The sequence below is a fragment of the Mycobacterium sp. IDUB_39 genome (genome assembly GCF_055419205.1).
In genome coordinates this window covers 314,664-336,253 of the sequence record NZ_JBVAXF010000003.1, presented here as the reverse complement: position 1 = coordinate 336,253, position 21,590 = coordinate 314,664, and the positions used below count along the sequence as shown (strand labels likewise).

The window sequence follows — 21,590 nt, the reverse complement described above, 5'->3', positions numbered from 1 at the left end:
GAATGCCAGGACCGAGTGCACCGCTTCCCTTCGCCCGTGCGCGCACCGAGGCGCAGCGGGAGGAACGCCTGACCCAACTGGCTGCAGTGACCCGTGATCTTCTACAGCGGTCCCGCGCAGCGACGCTGACGTTGGGCGATATCGCGGCGGCAGCCGGCCTGGCGAAGTCGGGCATCCTGCGGTACGTGGGCTCTCGCGAGGCGTTGTTGCTACGGGTGATGTACGACGAGCACCTGCAGTGGATCGACGCGCTGGACCGCGAGCTTCCGGACGTCAGGGCGGCCACGGCAGTGGCCCGCACGCTCGCGGCACGGCCGGTGCTGTGTGATCTGATCGCCGTGTCGCCAGTGCTCCTCGGTCGGCTTGGCCCCGACGAGCAGCGCGTTCTCGCATCGCAGGCGACGGATGCCCAGCAGCGACTCGGCGCGGCGCTGCAGCCATCGCTCCCGCTGACCGATGACCAGCTCAGCGCGCTGACGGCCGCCATCCACGCATTCACCGGGACCGCCTGGGCCTGGGCGACTCCCGACTCCACCAGCAGCAATCCGATGGTCACCGACTTTGAGTCGACCCTGGGCCGCCTTGTCGCCACGTTCATCGCCGGCCTGCAGGCCGAGGGCGGCTGACGTGCGGTCCTCGGGCCATGCCCGGGCAGCTCTATTGCGGGTAGTCCGCCAGGTAGTCGTGGACGGGAATCGGTGTCGTCGCGGCATACCCGACGGGCAGTAGGACGTCACCGGCTGCCGTGCGGTAGTAGATGTCCCACCGGTGATAGCCGGCGAATGCGGCGGGGTCGGCCGCGAGCACGGCTGCGTAGTCGTTGACTCCCTGTACGTACTTGTTCGAGTTGTTGTAGCGGAAGATCGCACCATCGCGGTCAGCGGCGAATCCGTTGGCAGCGAGGTGGCGACCTGCGGCCATGATGCTGTCGTGCAGCGAGTGGATATCGCCACCGTCGCCGTACTCGGCGAACGTCGAGGGTAGGAACTGCATGGGACCCTGGGCGCCGGCCGAGCTCGTGCCAGCAATTCGGCCGAGCCCGGTTTCGATCAGATGGATCGCGGCCAGGTAGTTCCAGCCGACGCCCGTGGCCGCCTCTGCTTGCCGGTAGTAACCCATCAACTCATCGGCCGGTGCCGGTGGGTCGATGCGCCAGGCGGGCAGGGTGTCCTTGATGTCACTCGCGCCCAACACGGTCAACTGCCGGCGCGCGTCGATGTTGCGGTCGTAGACGTCGAGAAGTGCCGCCGGGATCCGTGCGCGGGCAACGGTGTCCCACTCCGGATGCCTGCCGAGGACGCGGTACGCCGCCTGCTGGCCGCGAGCCGCTTCCGCCAGCACGGCTTCCGATGAGGCAGGGTCACGAAGCGCCTGCTCGTCGGCGACCAGGTCGTCGGCGAGCTGTTCGGGACTGGGTGCCAGCCGCGGCTGCGCTGGCGGGCGCGGCAGCGCTGCCGGGGATGGCACGGCGGACGGCGCCTGGGTCGACGTCGGTGCTGTCGATGTCGTCGGTGCTGTCGGTGGCGTCGGCGAATCTGTGCAGGCCACGAGGGCGAGCACGGTCGTGACGATCAGCGTCGTGCAGCGGCGCATCGCACGGCGTCGACAGGCGGAATCGGTTCCGGCGCGCAAGGCCACATATCAAGTAGAGCACGCGAACTATGTCCGGCTACTGACCGGCATCGCCGCGTTCGTCAGACTCGTTATGTCACAGCGCTTTTCCCGACCGTCTCAGGCGTACACCCCAAGCCGAGGTAGATCCACCCGCAGCGCCAAGTGCTCATCGAGTATCCGACGCAGCGCGGCGTCCATCGGATGCGCTGATGTGAGGTCACGGCCGAACCGGCTGTCCACTGCGACTACCGCGTCCTCACGCGGATCGGCGGTGTCCACCTGATCGACGAACGCATCGAACAACGCGGGTGGCGTGGCCAGGTAGTACAGCGCCCGGTGTGACTCGTTCAATCCGGCGGCGTATATCAGTCCGTGTTGGGTGATGACGATGGCTTCCGAGGTGATCCTGGCGTTCGGGTTCTCTGCTTTGCCCCACGTCACTGCTGCGCGCCGGGTCTCTGTCAAATGATCCGGGATTTCGTCAGTCAGCGTGAACAACCTTTTCACGAGGACTCCACCCATTTGCGGATAGGCGTCGATGGCGGATCTGAAGTACCGCTGGAGGATCTCGCCGAAGAAGTCGTACAGTTGCTCGCTCATCGCGGCTCCCCAGGTTTCGGACGGACACCACAATTGTGCGCCCGACGCAGCAGCTGAGCACGAGTTTGTCTGAGCCGGCAACCGTGTTGATATCGATGTCAACAGCCCCGACGGGTAACACAAGCGTCTTTTGCCGTCATCTACGACTAGATCGAGCCCGCCGAACTGACGTCGCACCGCCCCACCAGGAGAAACCAGGCCTCGGGGCTGCGAACGGCCTCCCTCGTCGGGTCTGACACCCCGTTGACAAGTGTTCTGTTGTAGAGAACACTTGGGCCGGTGTTCATTCGTTCCGAACAAATGGAGGATGCGTCGTGGCATCGCGGATAGCTGTTCTTGTCGCCGACTACTTCGAGGAGTCGGAGGTGTTGTACCCGATTCACCGGCTGGCTGAGGATGGACACACCGTGGTCCTCGCCTCACCAGGTGCAACACCGGTGAAGGGCAAGAACGGTTTCGGGCCGCTGCCGGTGGATGCTGACGTCAAGGACATCGACGCCGCTGAACTGGACGGGCTTCTGGTTCCGGGCGGCTTCGCACCCGACCTGTTGCGCCGCCATGACAGTGTGCTCGACCTCGTCAGGGCAGTTGACACGGCGGCCAAACCGCTCGGCTTCATCTGCCACGGCGGGTGGGTCGGAATCTCGGCGGGAGTGCTGTCCGGCCGGCGAGCGACCAGCGTGCCCGCCATCCGCGTCGACATGGAGAACGCGGGAGTGAACTGGGTCGACTCGGGCGTGGTCGTAGACAACCACCTCGTGACCGCTCAAGTACCCAACGACCTCGGCGCCTGGCTGCGAGCATTTCTCGCCGCGCTGTCCAAGTAGACCACCAACCTCGACGAGAAACGACAGGACCTTTGATGACCGCCTTGCCCGTTGATATCGAGAAGTTCGCTGCCTCGAATACCGATACGGCCCATGCACTTTCGCTCCCCCCGGAGGTGTACACCTCCCCCGAGTTCTTCGACTTCGAGATGGAGGCCATCTTCGCCCACGAATGGGTGTGTGTCGGCCGGGTCAGTGACATCCCCAAGACCGGTGACTACTTCACCACCGCAATCGGCAAAGACCCCATCATCATCCTGCGCGGGCGCGACGGCCAGGTCCATGCCTACGCCAACGTCTGTCAGCACCGGGCGATGCCGTTGGTGGAGGGGTCCGGGAACACCCGCAGGTTCCGCTGCCCCTATCACTCCTGGGTGTACGGGCTCGACGGTTGCCTGCAGTCGGCTCCCGATCTGAACGACGCGGACTACTTCGACAAGTCCGAGATCAAACTGCCCGAGGTACGTGTCGATGAGTGGCTCGGCTTCGTCTTCGTCACCTTCGATGACACCCTGCCGCCGGTATCACAGCGGCTGGGACGTCTGGCTGAACAATTGGCGCCCTGGAACATTGGCGAGCTGGAACCGGCCGGACCTTTGACGTTCGACGAGTACGACTTCAACTGGAAGCTGCTAGGCGACGAGTGCTACCACTGCGCTCACCTCCATTCCCAGTCCTGGGTGCCGATGTATCCCACATCCAGTGAGCGCATCGACTTCCAGACCGACTTCAACGACGAACCCAACGGTGTGGTTGCCTACGAGCTGATCAGCGTTGAGGAAGGCGCATCGCCGACCAAGACGGGCAGAGTCCTGCAGCCCTACCTGCCGGGTCTGAACAGCCTGCAGCGCTCGCGGCTGGTCTACGTCACAGTCGCGCCCAACATGCTGATCATCGCGATGCCCGACAAGGTGAAGTACTTCCTGTGGCTACCCGACGCGCACAACAAGACACGGTTCGCCGCAACGTGGATGTACCCGCGCAGCACCCTGGACCTGCCGAACTTCGAAGCGGAGTGGAAGCAGGAACTCGAGGATCTGGCACAGGTCATGCGCGAGGACGAACAGGCCTGGAACGGGTGCCAGCGCGGTATGGCGTCGCGCTTCGCACCGCGCGGACGCTACGCGCCCAGCGAGGAGGTCCTTGTCCGCCTCAACCGGTGGCTGATTCAGAAGTACACCACAGAGCAGGGCCGCCGGGTATGACAGCGGTCTTGACCAGCCAGGCTGAATCAACCGCCCACGTGGACGATCTCACTCTCACCGTCGTCGATCGAACCGACCTCGCCGAGCGCGTCATCGGTGTCACGTTCGAGTCACCCGACGGATCGGCGCTCCCGGAATGGGAGCCGGGTGCGCACATCGACATCACCGTCGTCGACGACGGCGAGCGATATGTGCGGAACTACTCACTGTGCGGGGACCCGACTGATAGTCATTGCTACCAGATCGCCGTCCTGCGTTGCGTCGACGGGCGTGGTGGGTCAGAAGCCGTCCATCGCCGTCTGGGACCCGGAAGCGTCGTCACGGTGAGCCGACCGCGCAACCTGTTCGAGTTCCGGCCCGACGTCACCAAGCCGGTGTTCTTCATCGCCGGGGGTATCGGGATCACCCCCATGCTTCCGATGGTGAGGCAGGCCAGCCAGCACAACATGAACTGGCAGGCACTCTATCTCGGCCGCAACTCCTCGACGATGGCACTCAGCGAGGAGCTCTGCGCCCTCGGCGAGCAACCCCAGCAGGTTCGTCTCCACCACAGTGAGGACAACGGGATCCTCGACCTGGCGCAGCTGACAGCGCAGTTCCCGGTCGGGACACAGGTTTACGCGTGTGGCCCGGAGCCGCTGCTCGCCACGCTCACAGAACTCCACGCCAAGACCTCGGCGTGGGATCTGCAGCTGGAGCGATTCGCAGCCCCCATCACCGAGACAGTGGACACGGCGTTTGAGGTCGTCGTCGACAGCACCGGTGACGCCTACGAGATCAAGGCGGGCTGCAGCATTCTGTCAGTGCTGCGCGAGAAGGGTTTCAACGTCGACTTCTCCTGCGCGACAGGTGTTTGCGGAACCTGCGAAACGAGCGTGCTCGATGGAGAACCCGAGCATCGCGACGCGGTACTCACCGATGAGGAACGCGAATCCAACGAGACCATGATGATCTGCGTGTCACGGGCGAAGTCCGCGCGAATCGTCCTTGACATCTAACAAACACGTGAAGGTACTTCAATGACAATCAAGAAAGTAGTGGTGACCGGAGGGTCGGGCCGGGTCGGCCGAAGTGTGGTCGCAGAACTGGCCTCAGGGTTCGACGTCACCGTTGCCGATCTCGCCGCCGGTGAGGCTGACGTGGAGTTCGTGCAGGCCGACGTCATGGATCTGGACTCGGTGCGACGTGTTCTCAAGGGGGCCGACGCGGTCGTGCATCTGGCTGCGTTGGACTACGACTGGAACGCTGCGCCGGAGGAATACATCCGAGTCAACACCTTGGGCAGCTGGCACGTGCTGCAGGCAGCTGCGGAGAACAACCTGCAGAAGGTCGCGTTGTGCTCCAGTATCTCGGCGTGCGGACTCTCTGAGATGCGGCCCGACTGGACCCCGCAGACCCTTCAGGTCGATGAACAACACGAGCTTCGACCTGTGCAGGCCTACAGCGTCAGCAAACAGATCATCGAGACGATGGGGCGCAGCTTCGCCACCGGCACGAACATGGATGTGCTGTGCCTTCGTCCGCTCGCGGTCGTGCTGCCCGAAACCTTTGGCGAATACCTAGAATTCGTCGAGGACCCGCAGCGGCACTGGCTGTTCTACTACGTCGCGGCACACGATGTCGCCACTGCCTTCCGCGCGGCGGTGGAGTCGGAGGGGTTGAAGTACGGCACGTTCTTCCTCAGCGCCGATGACACGTCACGGCCCGAACCGACGCTCGAGTGGTACCGCGACCGCATCGGCGACCTACCCGAGATCCACAACCCGCGAATGTTCCGGTCCAACCCGCGTGCGTCGATCTTCAGTAACCAGAAGGCACGTGACCTTCTCGGCTGGGAACCGACGACGAACTTCATCGAGATGCGCGATCAGCACCACGCCAACGTTGTTCGCTGATCGCGTCAATCCTAATACCGACAATTCGAAACTGAAAGAGGAATACGTTGACCGAAACCGTTCGCCCCGGCCAAGTGGACTGGACCGGCGATAACCCGTTCGTCTACCTCAAGACCGATCCCGAGGCCGACTGGTCCTCGCTGTCGCTCTTCTTCCGCATCACGGCCTCGATCCACGGCCGAGGCCATCTCATCCTGGTCGTCGACGATCCATACGGTGACAGCAGCGAAACTGCAGTGCGCGTCGCCTTCACTGACAACGCTCCCCTGGCTCGTTTCCTAATCGACGACTTCGCTAGCAAGTTCGCGTTGTTCCGTCCGTCCAAGGTGATGGGTGACATCGAACTCATCGAGGGCGCGGAGTTCTACCAAGAGGTCAACGGCGACACCTCATGGGTCGAGGCGTGCCGCGTCGGGGGTCGCTCCGCCGAGATGCGTTGGGAGAACATCGGACGCGCATTCGCCGTCGACCAGCCGCCCCACGAGTCGGGCACCGGAAAGCACGAGATGTTCAGTGTGTTCCGGCCGGCCGACTCGGCATCGGTGAGCGTTGACGGCAGGGCACTGTCCGGGACGACCGTCGAACGGGCGTTCTTCGGTGGCATCGCCCAGAGCGCAGCGCTGGCGTTGTCTGAGACCTGGGTTCGGGAATGACGTCAGAGGCTGCCGATATCGAAGCCGGCCGGCGGGTCGCTGCGGTCGTGCCGATCTGGGATGGCCAGGTGCGCGCACGCGAGCTGCTCGGTGACCGTCGTGTGGTTCTGCACGCCGGACCGCCCTTCTCGAGTTGGGCAGACGTACCGCAACCCGTACGGAACTCCCTCGTATTCGGTGTGATGTACGAGGGCTGGGCGACCAGTTCCAGCGACGCCGAACAGCTCCTGAGCTCTGGGGACGTCTCTTTTGAAGCCGCCCAGGACCACGACATCGTCATACCGTTGTCGGGGGTATGTGCACCTTCGATGGCCCTGCACCGGATCAGTGACCGAAACAATCCGGTCGCGGTGAAATACGCCGTGATCAACGAGGGCATGAAGCACATGACCCGGGTCGGAATTGTCGACGATCAGTTGTTTGACCACCACAGGTGGCTCAACGGTCACTTATCCGAACGCCTCGCCCGAATCTGTGACCAACCACTTGAGTTGCTGCCGATGATGGAGGACTCCCTCTCCCGCGGCGACGACTGCCACGCCGCGACCGCGGCCGGTTCACGGGCAGTCGGTGAGGCCGCCAAGGTTCGGTGTGCCCTCGACGACGCAAGCGCGCAGTTTCTCGACGAGTCGCCGGCATTCGCCCTGAACCTTTGGATGGCGGCATCCGCTCTACGTCTCGCCGCCGCTGAGGGTGTGTCGGGCTCGAGTTTCGTCACGCGCGCCGCAGGCAACGGGCACCACTTCGGTGTCCAACTAGCTGCCCGCCCCGGTGTGTGGCACACGGTGCGTGCCACACCTCCCGTTGGAACACCCGATGCCGGGCAGGAGGGCTTCGTGCCCACCGGGGCATTGGGAGACAGTGCTGTAGTTGAATTCGCCGGTTATGGCGGCATGGCAATCGATGTCGTCCCCGAACGTGCGGCTGCATTGAAGGACAACCTGCCGCACGGTGCAGTCACCAGGGCGTCGACGTTGCATGCGGCGGCATTCGGCGACGCCATTCCGGTGCGATCAGGTTTGACCGCGGCATCAGTGGTGAGAACTGGTGTGCAGCCCTATGTGCTTCTCGGCATGATCGAGTCCACCGGCGCGCGGGGACGTATCGGCGGCGGCGTGTTCGAAGTACCAGCCGAGCTGTTCTCCTCGGCGGTTCTCTCAGACGCCGCTGCCTCTGGAGTCGTGACCTGACGTCCCGAGCCCCTTCGGAGGATTTGTGGTCGCGCCCCGGCATGTCTGACATGCCGGGGCGTTTCCGTGTCACGGGCGGTGTCGCAGTGTCGCTCCCCTACCGGCGACACCGACGACATCGACACGTCAACGACGAATGCGCCAAACGGGGTGTGGTGCTCCCCATTTGGCGCATTCGTTGACAACAGCAGCGCCGGCTAGCCGCTTTTACGTTGGGTCTGGCGAAGGTGTTGTGCCCGAAGTTCCTTGAGTTCCTCGCGCGAGTACCGGCTCGGATCGCGGTAGAGGATCACAGTGCCCGTGAGCCCGACGACGGTGAGGATGGCGACATAGACCGGGTACGCCATCGCGGTGTGGAATCGGTCGTTGAGCCAGATGGCGATATAGGGAGCAAAGCCCGCCAGGATGGTCGCCAGGTTGTAGGGAAGGGCACCGGCGGTCGCGCGCACCCGCGCCGGGAACAGCTCGGGCAGCGAGGTGAGGACGGGTGCGCCGATGAATGCGATGGCCAACGAGAACAATCCGCTGCCCAGCATGGCCGCCCACATCGTTCCGAACTGCGTCGGAAGCCAGAACATCGGGAAGATGGTGGCGCCCAGCAGGAGGTGGCCGATGATGAGGGTGGGCTTGCGGCCGATCCGGTCAGAGACCGGACCGAACACCAGGACACCGCCTGTCATCAGCGCCAACCCAACAAGGTTGGCGTTCAACGCTTGGCTGGGTGAGTAGCCATGATGAATCAGGAACGTGACATACAGCGCAGCGTTGGTGTAGACGCCGGTGATGTAGGTGATGGTGATGACGAACAAGGTCAACATCGTCCGGTGGTACTGCCCGAATGCCTCTCGCAGTGGCGAGGATTTCTCCGCGAGCTGTTCCTTCTCGCGCTGCACAGCCAGGAAGGCCGGGGACTCGTCGACTCGGCTGCGGATGTAGAGGCCGACAGCGCCCAGCGGCAGTGCCGCCAGGAAGAGGATGCGCCATCCCCAGGACTGGAAGGCGTCCTGTCCCAGAGTGAGGGCGAGGATCGAGCCAAAGCCGACACCGCCGAGCAGTCCCGGGTAGGTCGACGCGGCGAGGTAGGAGATCCAGCGTGCGCGTTTGGTCGACGGCGAGTGCTCGAACACAAAGGACACTGCAGACGACCACTCGCCGCCGGCGGCCGCGCCCTGGAGCAGGCGCAGGGTCAGCAGCAGCAGTGGGGCGGCAATGCCTATCGCGGCGTAGCTCGGCAACACACCGATACCGAAGGTCGTCAGCGACATCGCCACGATGCAGAACGACATGACGGCCTTGCGGCCCAGAGTGTCGCCGAACCGGGAGATGATGATTCCGCCGATCGGGCGCGCGACGAAGGCGAGCCCGAAGACGGCGTAGACGCCGAGTAGAGCGGCCACCGGGTCATCGGGAGAGAAGAACTCCCGAGCCACGAATGCCGCCACCACACCGTAGGCGGCGAACTCGTACCACTCGACGAAGTTTCCGGCCAACGCAGCGAGGACGACCTTGCGGCGAGTGTCGGCTGACACGGAGTCGCCATGGTCACCATGTCGATTCCTCCGAGTGTCAACCTTTCCGCTGGCCAGCAGCGGTAATCCCGTCTCAGCACACTCCTGTGGCTGAGCCGGGTTTGACGCGATTGCCCTCATCATTCTTCTTTCAGTCGACCATGGATCTGCAGCCGAAGCTCGGCGAGCTCCAAACGGCACCGGGCGCGCGTGACCCCGGATCACAATGTGTTCTGTGACAACGACCACATGTTTACACCCGGCGAACAGATGTGGTCAAGACAAAGATGCGGGACTTGTGCGATTTCACGAGACATTGGCCGCACGGCGACCCCTCTACGGGCGTTCACAGAACCTGTCTTGACATGTGTAGATGTGGGTTTGGCGGCGCGGCCATGCACCGCACGCAGTGGCTTGGCGGGCTGGCGCGTTGACTCTCGTCCGCCAGTGCTGTTTTCTGTTACAGAACACATGTCCTGGCCCCACGACGATCGAGGAAACAATGCCGACCTCCGCGTACTCCGACGTCTCGGCGGAGTACGCCCTGCTGTCCACGCTCGCCGAGTTGAGAGCGGGTGAGGTGTCCGCTCGGCAATGCGTCGAAGCCGCTATCGCGCGGGCCGCACTCGTCGACGGCGATGTGCACGCCTGGGTGGTCCTCGACGCAGCCGGTGCGCGATCGCAGGCCGATGCGCTCGACCGCCTTCCCGCGGGTCGACGTGGACCTCTTCATGGTCTTCCTGTCGGGGTCAAGGACATCGTTGATGTGCGCGGCCTTCCGACTCGCTGCGGGTCATCGGCAACCGCCGACAACATCGCCACGTCCGACGCCGTCGTGGTCCGCGCATTGCGGGAGGCCGGCGCGGTGATCCTGGGCAAGACGGTCACCACCGAATTCGCCTATTTCACCCCCGGGCCCACCAGCAATCCGCGGCGTCTCACCCACACGCCCGGCGGGTCGAGTTCGGGCTCGGCGGCCGCCGTGGCCGCCGGTATGGTGCCGCTGGCCATTGGGACGCAGACCGCGGCCTCGGTGACACGTCCCGCGGCGTACTGTGGCGTCTTCTCTGTCGTTGTTCCGCACGGCGTGCTGGCAACCGCCGGAATCGCGGGACTGGCCGAATCTCTCGACGCACCGGGATTTCTCGGCAGCGATGCACTCGGCCTTGCCGCCGTTCTCGACGCAGTCCTGCCGCCGGCCTTGAAAGACACTCCGGTCCGGCCGATTTCAAAGCTGTTGGTCTGGCGCCCAGGGCCCCAGTTCGAGGTGGCGGCCGACATGCTCGATGCGGTTGACCGCATCGCTGAGCGCGCCGGAGATATCGGGTTGGTCGTCGAACTCCTTGACTACGACGCGACGGCAATCGACCTAGTAGCGGCGCACGGCCGCATCATGGCCTTCGAGGCGGCCCGGCACAGCACAGCGGCCACCATGCCTCGGGACAGGCTGAGCCCGGCACTGCTCGACTTACTGGACACCGGAGCCGCAGTCGACGACGAGGCCTATCGGGCATCGCTGCGGCGGGTAGGCGTCATCAGGACCGAGCTACACGGTCTGCTTGACGACCCGGAGGCGGCGATCCTCGCCCCGGCCGCCCAGGGTGCCGCCCCCCAGGGGCTCGCCGCCACGGGTAATCCCGTCATGAGCAGGCCCTGGCAGGCGCTCGGGTTGGCAACCGTCACCTTCCCCGCCGACACCGACAGGGAGGGGCTGCCGCTGTCGACCCAGCTCGTCGGTTGCGGCGATGGCCGTGCGCTGCTGGAACTCGCCGCGATCCTGTCCGCGGCGAGGGAGCGTCGATAGTTCTCTGGCAGAGAACACGCCAGCCTCGTATCGAACCGCGACTCGCGCCAGTCACATACACTCGGCTTCGTGACAGAATCGCAGGTCCGCGCGACAGACAACGGTCTGAATCCTCCGTGGGGGGCCCGTCTGCGCGAGGCCCGGCAGGCGCGCCAGATGTCCTTGCGTGAGCTGTCCCGGCGTCTGAACGTGTCCGCCGGCCATCTCTCGCAAGTCGAACGCGACATCGTCGCCCCATCGCTCAGCCTGCTGTACGCAATAACGTCCGAACTGCAGGTTTCGATGGACTCACTGTTCAGCGACGGTGACCGACCGGAGCCCTCAACACCGCAGTCGGACGCCCCGCTGACAGCGCCACGAACCGAGGGCGAAGCCAGGTACGTGCTCAGGGCCGACGAGCGCCAGGTGATCGAAGCCAGCCCTGGCGTGCGCTGGGAACTACTCACACCGTCGACTGCCACCCCGATCGACTTTCGTGAAATCGTCTATGCCCCAAGCACCAGATCCCCGAACAACGATGCGTTCATCCGCCATGAGGGTCTCGAGTTCGGTCTGATCCTCGAGGGACGGCTCCACGTTCAGGTGGAGTTCGACACATACGTGCTGGGAATCGGTGACACGATTACCTTCGAATCCTCTCGACCTCACCGCTTTTGGAACGAGGGGCCAGGCCCAGCCCGCGCCGCGTGGGTATCGAACGTCTCTCAGTAGTATGGAGAACGCCGAACCCAGTCGGACAGCGCTCGCTACTGCCTATGCCCGTGCCTATCACCAGTACGCCGACCGGCCGCCGATCTTCGCCGATCCCCTGGCAATGCGCATGCTCGGCGTGACTGCCGATGAGCTGGCCGACTTGAGCACGCGCACAACCGATCACCCAGGTGCCACGGCAATCGATCGGCCCCGGCGGCTCTTCTTCGCGGCGCGCGCCCGCTTCGCCGAGGACGCCGTGGCCGCGGCGGTGGCCACCGGTGTGCGGCAGCTCGTGATCCTCGGCGCCGGACTGGACACGTTCGCCTACCGCAACCCGCACCCGGAACTGCGCGTCTTCGAGGTCGATCACCCTGCCACCCAGGCGTGGAAGCGCGAACGCCTCGCCACGGCCGGGATTGATCACCCAGAGACGCTGACACTCGTGCCGGTCGACTTCGAAACACAAGTGCTGGCAGCAGAATTGGAATCCACCTCGTTCACGCGCACGGAACCGGCGATATTCGTGTGGCTCGGCGTCGTCTTCTATCTGACTCCGAGCGCCGCCCACAGCACCCTCGAGTACATCGCCGGACAGGCCGAACCCGTCGAGGTCGTCTTTGACTACCTGCAGCCTGCGGACACCGACGAGGATCGCGCGCACCTGCGGGCCCGAGCTGAACGCCTCGCCAGCGCCGGCGAGCCCTTCTTCAGCTACTTCACACCTGACGACATCGCCGGGCAGTTACGCGCCCTCGGCTTCACCGCGGTCGAGGACCACACGGCCCGAGACATCATCGGTAGGTATCTCGATGAATCCCCAGGTTTCGATGAGGACCCGCCCCGCGCACTTCGTGCAAGCCGCATCGTGCGGGCGAGCCGCTGAACCATGACACAACCGGGATATGACGTGCTCGCCGAGCGCTACGCCGCGATGTTCCCCGGCCCCTATCAGTCGCCCATCGAACAGCACGCCGTTGCCGCCTTCGTGGAGAAGATCCACACCGCGGGTGTCGTTGTCGATGTGGGGTGCGGCATCGGACACGTCACCGCCGACCTCACTCGTCGCGGACTCAATGTCATTGGATGTGACCCCAGTCCGGCGATGCTCGCCATCGCCCGCACCACCTACCCGCACCTGACCTTCATCGAAACCGACGCAACTCTGACAGATGTAACCGAACCCATATCGGCGGTCCTCGCCCGGTTCAGTCTGATACACGTCCCGCCTGATGAACTAAACACCATCCTTGGGCTGTGGGCAGATCGACTTCGCCCCGAAACACCGGTACTGATCGCTTCTCAGTCATCCGACATGCCAGGCCCCGCAACACCGTTCGACCACGCCGTAGCCCCGGCTTGGCGCTGGCACCCCGACGAGTTGAGCCGCGTCCTCGCTGACAGCGGCTTCGTTGAGGACTGGCGGATCGTCAACCGCCCCGACACCGTCCACCGCTTCCCCGGAGTCCATCTGCTCGCACACCGCCGCTGATTGCGCAGTTACCAGCGCGACGCCCGGTGATTGAAACTCTGCGATATATTGGGCCCAGGCGAGCGTCTTGAAGGCCTGAGCTGCACTGCGGACGCCATCCCGCCAGGTCGCGCTCAGCGCGGCCCGCGAATCGCATCTCCCCATCCCGGTAGTTCCCTGATGCCCGACATGTCGTCGCCCTCTCGCGATCGATCGCGGCACCGTCGCCTCGTGCCATTCACCACGACCCACGCAGTCAAACAGCGCCCACGGCGCACAACAGAGTGGAGTGAAAACTGATGAGTACCAACCGCACAACCACCGGCACCGAGCGGGCCGTCATCGAGAACATGCTCGACGGCAACCGCGAAGCTCTCATCGAGACCGTGCGCGGTTTGTCTAACGCCGACGCCCGCCGGCGACTCGTTGCGTCGCTGACGACACCGATCTCCTTGATCAAGCACGCCGCTGCCGCGGAAAGGATCTGGTTTCAACGATTCTGGGCGGGACTCGACGAATCCGAATGCGATGGATACTCGCGCCGCGACGAGGGCACCTTCGTCGTCACGGCCGACGAGTCGCTGGCAGACGTTATCGCCGAGTTCGAGCGTGCCAGTCAACGGTCGCGTGCGATCGCCTCCCGCTTCGACCTCGACGACATCAAGGTCAATCCACGCGAGGGAACGGTCAGCATGCGGTGGACCCTCCTCGCCATGATCCAGGAGTTCGCAAGGCATGCAGGTCACGGCGACATCCTCCGCGAACAGATCGACTCCCCCCGCAGTGTCACAAAACGCGCCATTGATCGGTCCTACCTGTAGACGGAGCCCAAACCGTCCAATTTTCGCAACGCCTTTGGTTAAGGCGCTCAGGAGGAGAAGAACATGAGCTTGGACACCACCTCACACATCGTCACGCCCGACGAGTTGGTTCCGTCGCGCTACGCGCTGCGAGTCGGCGATATCGACGTCATGGTGATCAGCGACGGGGTGCTACCGATAACCACCGGCACGTTGGCCACCAACGTCGCTCCTGCCGACCTGTCAGCCTGGCTCACGGACATGTACCTGCCGCAGGAGGTGCTGGACTGGCCGTTGAATGTGGCCGTGGTGCGCAGCGGTGGCAAGACCATCCTCATCGATTCCGGGCTGGGCACAGAGTTCCCGGATTTCCCGCGGGCCGGGCAGCTGGCGATGCGCCTCGTCGCCGCCGGGATCGATCCGTCCTCGGTGACCGACGTGGTGCTCACGCACCTGCACATGGACCATATCGGTGGGCTACTGGTCGACGGGCTCAGGAATCAGTTGCGCCCGGACCTGCGGGTGCACCTGGCGGCGGCCGAGGCCGAGTTCTGGGAAGCGCCTGACTTCTCCCGGACCGTCATGCCCGGACCGATTCCGGACGTGCTTCGGCGGACTGCCACGCAGTTCCTCGACGTGTACCGCAGCCAGCTGCGGCCGTTCGAGAGCGAGCACGAGGTGGCACCCGGTGTGTTGCTTCGCCGCACCGGCGGTCACACTCCCGGTCACAGCATCGTTCGCATCGAGTCCGGCGGCGAGGCACTGACGTTCGCCGGTGACGCCGTGTTCCAGGTCGGATTCGACAACCCCGAGTGGCAAAACGGATTCGAACACGACCCCGAGGAATCCACCCGAGTCCGGATCCGCCTGCTGCAGGAGCTTGCGGCCAGCGGCGAGGCGCTAGTGGCCACCCACCTGCCGTTCCCGTCGGTGTGCCACGTGGCGGCCGCCGGCGACGCCTTTCGCTTCATACCGGCCAACTGGGACTACTGACCGCCTGGTGGAAGGGCCGGCTCAGACTTCGGCCCTTTCACCGCGGCTCTCTCCGGTCGGTCCTGAACCAACCCGATCAACGAGCCGTCCCGCGGCAAGGACCGCGTACCGCGGCTGTAGCGTGGCAACCGTGAACTCCTCTCGCGTGTCCTCCTCCGTTGCGATCGCGGCCTGTGCCGCGTCGCTCGTCATGGCGCTCGCCGCGTGCGGCTCCGATACGGATACCTCATCGGCAAGCTCGTCGCCCGTCTCCGACGTGTTCACGCCGCCAAGCATCACGGAGACGGCAACCGAGGCCAGCACCTGCCCAACGGCAGCACCGGCGGACGGCGCCGCGCCCGAGTGGACGCTGCCGGGAGCCACTGGCAGCGTTGCAGTCAGCGGATCCACGGATACGGCAGCGCCGAACGTCAAGGTCACTGCACCCTTCAGCGTGACCGAGACCCAGGTGCACACGCTGCAGGCCGGTGACGGTCCAGTCGTCGCCGACACTGCCACGGTTTCGGTCTGCTACATGGGCGTGAACGGCCGTGACGGATCTGTGTTCGACAGCAGCTACCAGCGCGGCGAGCCGGTTGAGTTCCCACTGAACGGAGTCGTGCCGGGCTTCCAGAAGGCCATCGCAGGACAGACGGTCGGGTCCACGGTCGGTGTCGCGGTGGTCTCTGCCGACGGTTACCCCGACGGTCAGCCCGCCGCCGGAATCGAGCCGGGTGACACCCTCATCTTCGCGATCAAGATCCTCGACGCAACCAGCTGAGTTCGGGGTCCGAGCCGGGAGCCTGAACTCACTCAGCAGTCCCACAGCGCCAGCAGATGGTGATCTGAATCAGTCAGGGTCCCGCCACGGCGCACCGTCACCAGGCGAGGGTCCCTGACCTTCGACAGGATCATGATGGCACTCCTTCTGCTCGCGTCCGCCCAACCCGTCAGGCGGCGTCGATACGCACCTTGTAACTCTGCGGCCATTCCTTACCGCTGATCAGGAACTCCTGGCCGGTGATGTGGGCGATGCCGCTGACTACCTGGCGAGCCGTGCGTTCACTCGGGTTCCACAGGCCGGACGTGTCCACCACCAGGTCAACCACGCCGGTCGCGGGGTCCACGCGAAGGAACTGGTCGTTGGGCCACGCTGCAGCCCAGACGCGGCCGTCCACACAGTCGAGCTCGTTGAGCCCGCTGACAGGCTGGCCGTCGCGCGTCACGGTGATCCCGCCGGTCACGGCGAAGGTGTTGACATCGTGAAACGACAACCGGCCGGTGCCGTCGCTGCTGATGAGCCGATCACCGTCGAAGCACAGCCCCCACCCGCCGACATCGATGGGAACTTCGCGAATCGGAGTGAATGTGGCCTTGTCCCATTCGATCGCCACATTGTTCTGATAGGTCAACTGCCAAATGCGGTCACCGACAACGGCAATGCCCTCGCCGAAGTACGTCGGGGGTAGATCGACGGATCGAAGCACCCGACCGGTCGCCGGATCAACCTCGCGCAGTTGAGATTTCGTCTCCTCCCCTGTGGCCTCGTACAGGGCGCCTCCATCGAAGTCGAGCCCCTCGCTATAGGCGGCGGGATCGTGTGGGATGGCGTCGATGACTGCCGGCGTGACGACTGGAACCGGTCCGACGACTGGAACCGGCGCGACCGCCGCATCCTTCGGCACCAACAACACCGCCGCCGCTACGATCAGCGCCGCCCCGCCGATCGCCGCGGCCGTCAATCCCACGAACACTCTGCGAGGCCACATCACTTCGTTGTACATGAACGGTCACGGCGTGATCCTGTCGAGGACGCCGATCAGCCCGAGACGGATCGAATCACGGTCGTCGGTATCCAATCCGTGGGTGACCTCATACCATGGGCCGATCTGGTGCCAGGAAAGCGCACGATCGCGCTGTTCGCCGGTCACGCCGTAGGTCGACGCCAGTGCCTCGGCGAACGCCGCTGGGGTGCCGTGCAGTGCCCAGGCGAGGTCGAGCGCCGCGTCGTCGCATCCGAGGTCCCCGAAGTCGATCACGCCCGTGGGGCCATCTCCCGTCGTGAGGACGTGTTCTGGCCCGAGGTCTCCGTGCACGATCGTGTCGGCGGGGTAGCTCAGGACATTGTCGAGCAACGCCAGTGCCGACGCGGCCCGTGCCTTCGGCAACAACGGCACGACCTCAGCCCGAAAGCGGTTCACCGTGTCGCCACGCTCTGCGATGGTGTCTGCGGCGGTGGGGAGGCCGCGCTCGATCGCCTCTGTCACCGGACACCCGTGTAGTGCGCGCAGGAACATTCCAAGGGTCCGGCCCGCCGTCGCGTCTAGAACTGTCATTGGCACACCGGGAACGAGTTCGTGGCGCAGGACCAGCGGCGCGTTGCTGACTACTTTGGGTTCGGGCACTCGAAGCGGCAAACGTGGCGCCAGCCACGGCATCAACGCCGCCTCCCGGCGAAGCTGATTCGCGACCTCGGGCCGCCTGGGCGTGCGCTCGATCCAGCGTCCGTCGACCAACCTCGCTCTGCAGTCCCACCCTCCGTCGAGATCCACGGCTCAGAATCCTAGGGTCCGCACGTGGCGCGGCGCATCCGACATTTTTAGGGCGCACAGATCTGCTGCGGTAGACGCGGTGCTCGCCGATGTAGCGTTCGGTATGGCTGAAAGTACGGTCGACACCCGGGCGCAGCGTCGACGGATGCGCACGACCGGTCCGATCATGGACGCCGCGGAACGGCTCTTCGCCGTCAAGGGGCTGGTGAGAACCACCGTTGACGAGATCGCCGCCGAGGCCGATGTTTCGGTCGGGACCGTCTACTTTCACTTCGAGTCGAAGGACGGGTTGTATCTCGCGCTCGTCGAGCGTGCGCTCGACGTCAACGAGGAGTACATGGCTCGGATCGATCGGGACCGTGGGCCGTTCGATCGCGTGCTGCAATCCGGCGACTGCTACCTACGCTTCTTCCTCGACCATCCCGACAAGTTCAGGCTCGTGGTCCTGCGCGTGCTGGAGCCCTCGAGCGGCGAGACGCTCAAGGACGCCGAGCATCGAATCGCACCTCGCGTCAAGGCAATCGTCGGCCGCATCGAGGCTGACCTCGCCGAGGCACGTGCGGACGGGCAGATCCGCGACGTCGACGTGCCCGCCACCATGCGATTTCTCTGGGGAGCCTGGAACGGTGTGATCGCGCTGGCGCTGCGTCAGGACGATCTCGTCATCAGCTCCGCAGAACTCGAGCACTGCCTCGAGGTGGGGCGCAGCCTATTGCGGGATGCCCTGCAGGCGTGAGATCCGTTTCGGCGCATACGGACCGAACTCACGCGCCTGCCACATGGCGCCGATACCAGCGCCTGCCATGCAGGCGTTGATAGTGCCAGGTCGCACTCGCCAGGGCACCGCGCGAATGCAGCCAGTAGCGTTCGGGAGGCTCGAGTGAGGGAGGGCGACGGCCGATCTCGACCTCGCCGAGGACGATGCCCTCGCCCTCGTCTGCTCGACGCTCGGCGAGGATCGTGCCGTGTGCGTCGGTGATCAGGGTCGAACCCTCGAAATGGCCTCGGTACTGGACGGGCAACCACGGCATCGCGCACGTCAAGTCGCCGGCGTGCGCGGCGTGAAGGACTGGTGCCCCCACATATTTCGCGAATGAGGCCGCAGCGGTTCGGGCCGTCGCGGCGTTGCGGTGTTCCCACCGATCGAACACGGCGTGAGGATGCCACTGCGGAACCGACCACCACCCCGATCCGGTCATCATCAGATCGACGCGCGACCGTAGACGCCGAACGGTGGCGGTGCGCATCAACTCCCAGCACACGGCGGCGCCGACCTGGTAGTCGCCACTGCGAAAGACTCCGTCGTCCTGCCCGCCGATGTAGAAGGCGTTCTCCCACATGGTCGGCAGATCCTTGTCGTGGCGCCCGACCACGCCGTCAGGTCCGGCCGCGATGTAGGCGTTGCGCACCTGTCCATCAGGGTCGCGGCACAGAAATGAGCCACCCACCAGTGCCTGATGTCGACGGGCGAGCGTGGTGAGCAACGCGGTGGCCGCGCCATCAGGCGGCAGCGCGGCGTCCCTCAACGCGTCATCGAAGCCGATCCCGGTCGAGAAGAACTCGGGTAGCGCGATGATCCGCGCTCCCGCACGGCCTGCCTCGTCGGCGAGCCGTTCGCTCGCCGCGAGATTGCCGGGAACGTCGCCGAGTACCGCCTCGAGTTGAATCGCCGCTACGAGCGTCATTTCAGAAGGATAACTGAACGCAACTACAAAAACTGAGGGTTTGTGCAACACTCGGGTATGGTCGGTCAGCCGCTGGAGTTAGCCTGCGGGCAGACACTGGCAAACCGGCTGATGAAGGCGGGGCTCAGCGAGCAGCTCAGCGATCGCGAGCACGCACCGACGCAGGCGCTCGAACAGCTCTACGACCGCTGGGGGCGTGGCGGCTGCGGACTGATCATCACCGGCAACGTGACCGTGGATCGCCGGCACATGGCCGAGCCGCGCAACGTCGCCATCGAGGATGACCGCGATCGTGACCGCCTGAACCGCTGGGCCCGGGCGGGCCAACGTGGCGGCAAGCGTATCTGGGTGCAACTCAATCACCCAGGGCGCCAGGCCAATCCGCTCGCCGGACGCACGCGCCCGGTCGCGCCAAGTGCGGTTGGGCTCGACGTGCCGGGTGCACCGCGTCCACGCGCGCTGACGGCGGGCGAGATTGAGGCGATCGTCGAACGCTTCGCGACGGCTGCGGCGATCGTCAAGGACGCCGGCTTCGACGGTGTCCAGGTGCACGGCGCCCACGGCTACCTCATCTCACAGTTCCTCTCACCGCTGGCCAATCTGCGCGACGACGACTGGGGTGGCGACCTGGACCGCCGGATGCGTTTCCCCGTGGAGGTGCTGCGCGCCGTGCGTGCCGCCGTCGGCGACGGGTTCGCCGTGGGGATCAAGCTCAACTCGGCCGATTTCCAACGCGGGGGCTTCACCGAGGACGAGTCCGAACAAGTGGTCGCTCGCCTCGCCGGTGAGCGGATCGACCTCGTCGAGATCAGTGGCGGCACGTTCGAGCAGCCCGCGATGATGGGCTCCGTCGCACGGCAGAGCACACGCGACCGGGAGGCCTACTTCCTCTCCTACGCCGAGCGGGTTCGCGTGCACGCCGGCACGGTGCCGCTCGCCGTCACCGGCGGATTCCGTTCACGAAGTGCCATGGATCAAGCGCTGGCAGATGGCGCGTGCGATGTGATCGGCATGGGCCGCCCGCTGTGCATCGACCCCGAGGCGGCCCACCGGCTGCTCAGCGACGCCGGCCACTACGCCGCGGCGGGGACTCCGCGCGTGTCGGCGCGTTCGCTGCTCGGCCGTGTGATCGACCTGCACGCGGCCGACGCGCTGCTCGACGTGCAATGGCACACCGACCAGATCCACCGGATCGCGGCCGGGCGCGACCCCGACCCGGCCCGTCCGTGGTGGCGGACCATCGCCACCACCGCGCATCGCAATGGCCTCGCGGCCCTCTCCCGTCCGCGGCGCGCGATCAGGTGACGGAGTCGGGGATCCGCGTCGTCTCAACTTTCGCCGTGTGAGCCATCGTCGGGCACACAAGGCTCACTCGGGTTTGCCCACGCCCAAGCCAGTGCCAGTTCCGGCGGCGATCTCCTAATCCCTGCCACCCGAGCAGATCTCGACGCCCGCAACCGACGACTGCGCGAGGTGGCGTCCTGAGCGCTTTCCCTGATACACCGGCCTAGCGGTTGGCGAGGCCGTCGATCATCAGGTCGAGGGTGAAGTCGAAGCGGTCATGACCCTGGCCAGCGGTGAGTTCGGTTGCGTAACGGACAGTGTGAGGGAAGGCCTCGGCGGGCAGTGCGGTCAGTCGACGTCGGAGCTCGTCGGTGTCGAGGACCCACTCCGCGTCGTCGTGGACCCTGCGCTGCTCCATGATGGACATCTCCAGGCAGTAGGCGGCCACGTACAGCAGGAGCGCGTCGATGGCCCAGGCGGCGACCTGCGGGGTCACGCCGCCTGCGAGCAGGAGTGCCAGCATTCCCTCGCTCACGCGCACGATCTCGCGGTCGGTGGGGGCCATCGCGTATGCGGCGCGGGAGATTCCGGGGTACTTCAAGTACTGGTCGCGCATCTGGGTGCACACACCGCGGAGTTGGTCCCTCCACGCCGTGGGATCGGGCTCCGACGACCGCTGGATTGGTGGCTCCGCTGAGCAGTGGATCGAGGAATTGACATCAGCGGTATTCGATTACGGCGCAGCAGGTCTGATCTACCTGCCCCTCAGACAGCCCGAGTCGGCGGTCCATCGCTGGATGCACGAGATCGTCCCCGGAGTACGGCGCGCCATTGCCGAGT

23 protein-coding genes and 1 pseudogene are annotated in these 21,590 nt (G+C 65.2%); 16 read left to right on the top strand and 8 right to left on the bottom strand.

Features of this window, described 5'->3' with window-relative positions:
* Window positions 1-2 precede the first annotated feature (2 nt).
* Complete coding sequence (locus ACZY0X_RS13570) at window positions 3-626, top strand: TetR/AcrR family transcriptional regulator (RefSeq protein ID WP_463771099.1); 624 nt, start codon at window positions 3-5, stop codon at window positions 624-626.
* 31 nt (window positions 627-657) lie between these two features.
* On the opposite strand, the gene ACZY0X_RS13565 is transcribed toward ACZY0X_RS13570, so the two are convergent.
* Window positions 658-1,593 carry a lytic transglycosylase domain-containing protein gene (locus tag ACZY0X_RS13565; protein WP_463771098.1) on the bottom strand — a complete coding sequence of 312 codons (936 nt, stop codon included), beginning with the start codon at window positions 1,591-1,593 and terminating at the stop codon, window positions 658-660.
* Between the two features lie 138 nt (window positions 1,594-1,731).
* A complete protein-coding gene (locus tag ACZY0X_RS13560) occupies window positions 1,732-2,214 on the bottom strand; it encodes a glucose-6-phosphate dehydrogenase (RefSeq protein WP_463771096.1) in 483 nt (160 codons plus the stop codon).
* Between the two features lie 314 nt (window positions 2,215-2,528).
* Here ACZY0X_RS13560 and ACZY0X_RS13555 point away from each other — a divergent pair, with 314 nt between their 5' ends.
* The 6 genes from ACZY0X_RS13555 to ACZY0X_RS13530 are packed head-to-tail and all read left to right on the top strand — an operon-like array spanning window position 2,529 to window position 7,984.
* Entirely contained in the window at window positions 2,529-3,041 is a 513-nt protein-coding gene (locus tag ACZY0X_RS13555; protein WP_463771094.1) for a type 1 glutamine amidotransferase domain-containing protein, read from the top strand.
* A 35-nt stretch (window positions 3,042-3,076) separates the two neighbouring features.
* Window positions 3,077-4,246, top strand: coding sequence for an aromatic ring-hydroxylating oxygenase subunit alpha (locus ACZY0X_RS13550; RefSeq protein ID WP_463771092.1), 1,170 nt, complete (start codon window positions 3,077-3,079; stop codon window positions 4,244-4,246).
* Entirely contained in the window at window positions 4,243-5,244 is a 1,002-nt protein-coding gene (locus ACZY0X_RS13545; protein ID WP_463771091.1) for a PDR/VanB family oxidoreductase, read from the top strand. Before ACZY0X_RS13550 ends, ACZY0X_RS13545 begins: the two co-directional genes overlap by 4 nt.
* Window positions 5,245-5,265: 21 nt before the next feature.
* A complete protein-coding gene (locus ACZY0X_RS13540) occupies window positions 5,266-6,141 on the top strand; it encodes an NAD-dependent epimerase/dehydratase family protein (RefSeq protein WP_463771089.1) in 876 nt (291 codons plus the stop codon).
* A 47-nt stretch (window positions 6,142-6,188) separates the two neighbouring features.
* Window positions 6,189-6,794, top strand: a complete 606-nt coding sequence (locus ACZY0X_RS13535; protein WP_463771087.1) for a hypothetical protein — start codon at window positions 6,189-6,191, stop codon at window positions 6,792-6,794.
* A complete protein-coding gene (locus tag ACZY0X_RS13530; protein WP_463771085.1) occupies window positions 6,791-7,984 on the top strand; it encodes an oxamate carbamoyltransferase subunit AllG family protein in 1,194 nt (397 codons plus the stop codon). The genes ACZY0X_RS13535 and ACZY0X_RS13530 overlap by 4 nt, the downstream gene beginning before the upstream one ends.
* 197 nt (window positions 7,985-8,181) lie before the next feature.
* Here ACZY0X_RS13530 and ACZY0X_RS13525 read toward each other — a convergent pair whose 3' ends face one another.
* Window positions 8,182-9,513 carry an MFS transporter gene (locus ACZY0X_RS13525; protein WP_463771084.1) on the bottom strand — a complete coding sequence of 444 codons (1,332 nt, stop codon included), beginning with the start codon at window positions 9,511-9,513 and terminating at the stop codon, window positions 8,182-8,184.
* A gap of 481 nt (window positions 9,514-9,994) precedes the next feature.
* Here ACZY0X_RS13525 and ACZY0X_RS13520 point away from each other — a divergent pair, with 481 nt between their 5' ends.
* From ACZY0X_RS13520 to ACZY0X_RS13490, 7 genes are all read left to right on the top strand, one after another.
* A complete protein-coding gene (locus tag ACZY0X_RS13520; protein ID WP_463771083.1) occupies window positions 9,995-11,296 on the top strand; it encodes an amidase in 1,302 nt (433 codons plus the stop codon).
* A 69-nt stretch (window positions 11,297-11,365) separates the two neighbouring features.
* Entirely contained in the window at window positions 11,366-12,007 is a 642-nt protein-coding gene (locus ACZY0X_RS13515) for a helix-turn-helix domain-containing protein (protein WP_463771081.1), read from the top strand.
* Window position 12,008: 1 nt separating this feature from the next.
* The gene (locus ACZY0X_RS13510; RefSeq protein ID WP_463771080.1) at window positions 12,009-12,872 is read left to right on the top strand and encodes a class I SAM-dependent methyltransferase; all 864 of its coding nucleotides are present in this window, start codon (window positions 12,009-12,011) and stop codon (window positions 12,870-12,872) included.
* Between the two features lie 3 nt (window positions 12,873-12,875).
* Complete coding sequence (locus tag ACZY0X_RS13505; RefSeq protein ID WP_463771078.1) at window positions 12,876-13,478, top strand: class I SAM-dependent methyltransferase; 603 nt, start codon at window positions 12,876-12,878, stop codon at window positions 13,476-13,478.
* Between the two features lie 278 nt (window positions 13,479-13,756).
* Window positions 13,757-14,278 (top strand): DinB family protein, encoded by a 522-nt coding sequence (locus tag ACZY0X_RS13500; RefSeq protein WP_463771076.1) that lies wholly within the window; start codon window positions 13,757-13,759, stop codon window positions 14,276-14,278.
* Between the two features lie 63 nt (window positions 14,279-14,341).
* Window positions 14,342-15,250 (top strand): MBL fold metallo-hydrolase, encoded by a 909-nt coding sequence (locus ACZY0X_RS13495; protein ID WP_463771074.1) that lies wholly within the window; start codon window positions 14,342-14,344, stop codon window positions 15,248-15,250.
* A gap of 130 nt (window positions 15,251-15,380) precedes the next feature.
* Window positions 15,381-16,010: an FKBP-type peptidyl-prolyl cis-trans isomerase gene (locus tag ACZY0X_RS13490; protein ID WP_463771072.1), complete on the top strand. Its 630-nt coding sequence runs from the start codon at window positions 15,381-15,383 to the stop codon at window positions 16,008-16,010.
* Window positions 16,011-16,051: 41 nt separating this feature from the next.
* On the opposite strand, the pseudogene ACZY0X_RS13485 reads toward ACZY0X_RS13490, so the two are convergent.
* The 3 genes and pseudogenes from ACZY0X_RS13485 to ACZY0X_RS13475 all read right to left on the bottom strand — a co-directional run.
* Window positions 16,052-16,144: pseudogene (locus ACZY0X_RS13485) on the bottom strand (putative immunity protein); the annotation flags it as partial.
* A 35-nt stretch (window positions 16,145-16,179) separates the two neighbouring features.
* Complete coding sequence (locus ACZY0X_RS13480) at window positions 16,180-16,998, bottom strand: glutaminyl-peptide cyclotransferase (RefSeq protein ID WP_463771071.1); 819 nt, start codon at window positions 16,996-16,998, stop codon at window positions 16,180-16,182.
* Window positions 16,999-17,019: 21 nt separating this feature from the next.
* Window positions 17,020-17,781: an aminoglycoside phosphotransferase family protein gene (locus ACZY0X_RS13475; RefSeq protein ID WP_463771069.1), complete on the bottom strand. Its 762-nt coding sequence runs from the start codon at window positions 17,779-17,781 to the stop codon at window positions 17,020-17,022.
* Window positions 17,782-17,884: 103 nt separating this feature from the next.
* Here ACZY0X_RS13475 and ACZY0X_RS13470 point away from each other — a divergent pair, with 103 nt between their 5' ends.
* A complete protein-coding gene (locus ACZY0X_RS13470; protein WP_463771068.1) occupies window positions 17,885-18,517 on the top strand; it encodes a TetR/AcrR family transcriptional regulator in 633 nt (210 codons plus the stop codon).
* Between the two features lie 28 nt (window positions 18,518-18,545).
* Here the strand turns inward: ACZY0X_RS13470 and ACZY0X_RS13465 are convergent, their stop codons facing one another.
* Window positions 18,546-19,466, bottom strand: coding sequence for a carbon-nitrogen hydrolase family protein (locus ACZY0X_RS13465; protein WP_463771067.1), 921 nt, complete (start codon window positions 19,464-19,466; stop codon window positions 18,546-18,548).
* Between the two features lie 42 nt (window positions 19,467-19,508).
* Here ACZY0X_RS13465 and ACZY0X_RS13460 point away from each other — a divergent pair, with 42 nt between their 5' ends.
* Window positions 19,509-20,771 (top strand): NADH:flavin oxidoreductase/NADH oxidase family protein, encoded by a 1,263-nt coding sequence (locus ACZY0X_RS13460; protein ID WP_463771065.1) that lies wholly within the window; start codon window positions 19,509-19,511, stop codon window positions 20,769-20,771.
* 202 nt (window positions 20,772-20,973) lie between these two features.
* On the opposite strand, the gene ACZY0X_RS13455 is transcribed toward ACZY0X_RS13460, so the two are convergent.
* Entirely contained in the window at window positions 20,974-21,432 is a 459-nt protein-coding gene (locus tag ACZY0X_RS13455; protein WP_463771580.1) for a TetR/AcrR family transcriptional regulator C-terminal domain-containing protein, read from the bottom strand.
* Window positions 21,433-21,590 lie beyond the last annotated feature (158 nt).

Excerpts from the sequence above, each read along its gene's own strand:
- ACZY0X_RS13480 (WP_463771071.1), bottom strand. The coding sequence starts at position 16,998 with ATGTGGCCTCGCAGAGTGTTCGTGGGATTGACGGCCGCGGCGATCGGC.
- ACZY0X_RS13565 (WP_463771098.1), bottom strand. The coding sequence starts at position 1,593 with ATGCGCCGCTGCACGACGCTGATCGTCACGACCGTGCTCGCCCTCGTG.
- ACZY0X_RS13500 (WP_463771076.1), top strand. The coding sequence starts at position 13,757 with ATGAGTACCAACCGCACAACCACCGGCACCGAGCGGGCCGTCATCGAG.
- ACZY0X_RS13520 (WP_463771083.1), top strand. The coding sequence starts at position 9,995 with ATGCCGACCTCCGCGTACTCCGACGTCTCGGCGGAGTACGCCCTGCTG.
- ACZY0X_RS13550 (WP_463771092.1), top strand. The coding sequence starts at position 3,077 with ATGACCGCCTTGCCCGTTGATATCGAGAAGTTCGCTGCCTCGAATACC.
- ACZY0X_RS13560 (WP_463771096.1), bottom strand. The coding sequence starts at position 2,214 with ATGAGCGAGCAACTGTACGACTTCTTCGGCGAGATCCTCCAGCGGTAC.
- ACZY0X_RS13530 (WP_463771085.1), top strand. The coding sequence starts at position 6,791 with ATGACGTCAGAGGCTGCCGATATCGAAGCCGGCCGGCGGGTCGCTGCG.
- ACZY0X_RS13505 (WP_463771078.1), top strand. The coding sequence starts at position 12,876 with ATGACACAACCGGGATATGACGTGCTCGCCGAGCGCTACGCCGCGATG.
- ACZY0X_RS13495 (WP_463771074.1), top strand. The coding sequence starts at position 14,342 with ATGAGCTTGGACACCACCTCACACATCGTCACGCCCGACGAGTTGGTT.
- ACZY0X_RS13545 (WP_463771091.1), top strand. The coding sequence starts at position 4,243 with ATGACAGCGGTCTTGACCAGCCAGGCTGAATCAACCGCCCACGTGGAC.
- ACZY0X_RS13465 (WP_463771067.1), bottom strand. The coding sequence starts at position 19,466 with ATGACGCTCGTAGCGGCGATTCAACTCGAGGCGGTACTCGGCGACGTT.
- ACZY0X_RS13540 (WP_463771089.1), top strand. The coding sequence starts at position 5,266 with ATGACAATCAAGAAAGTAGTGGTGACCGGAGGGTCGGGCCGGGTCGGC.
- ACZY0X_RS13470 (WP_463771068.1), top strand. The coding sequence starts at position 17,885 with ATGGCTGAAAGTACGGTCGACACCCGGGCGCAGCGTCGACGGATGCGC.
- ACZY0X_RS13570 (WP_463771099.1), top strand. The coding sequence starts at position 3 with ATGCCAGGACCGAGTGCACCGCTTCCCTTCGCCCGTGCGCGCACCGAG.
- ACZY0X_RS13510 (WP_463771080.1), top strand. The coding sequence starts at position 12,009 with ATGGAGAACGCCGAACCCAGTCGGACAGCGCTCGCTACTGCCTATGCC.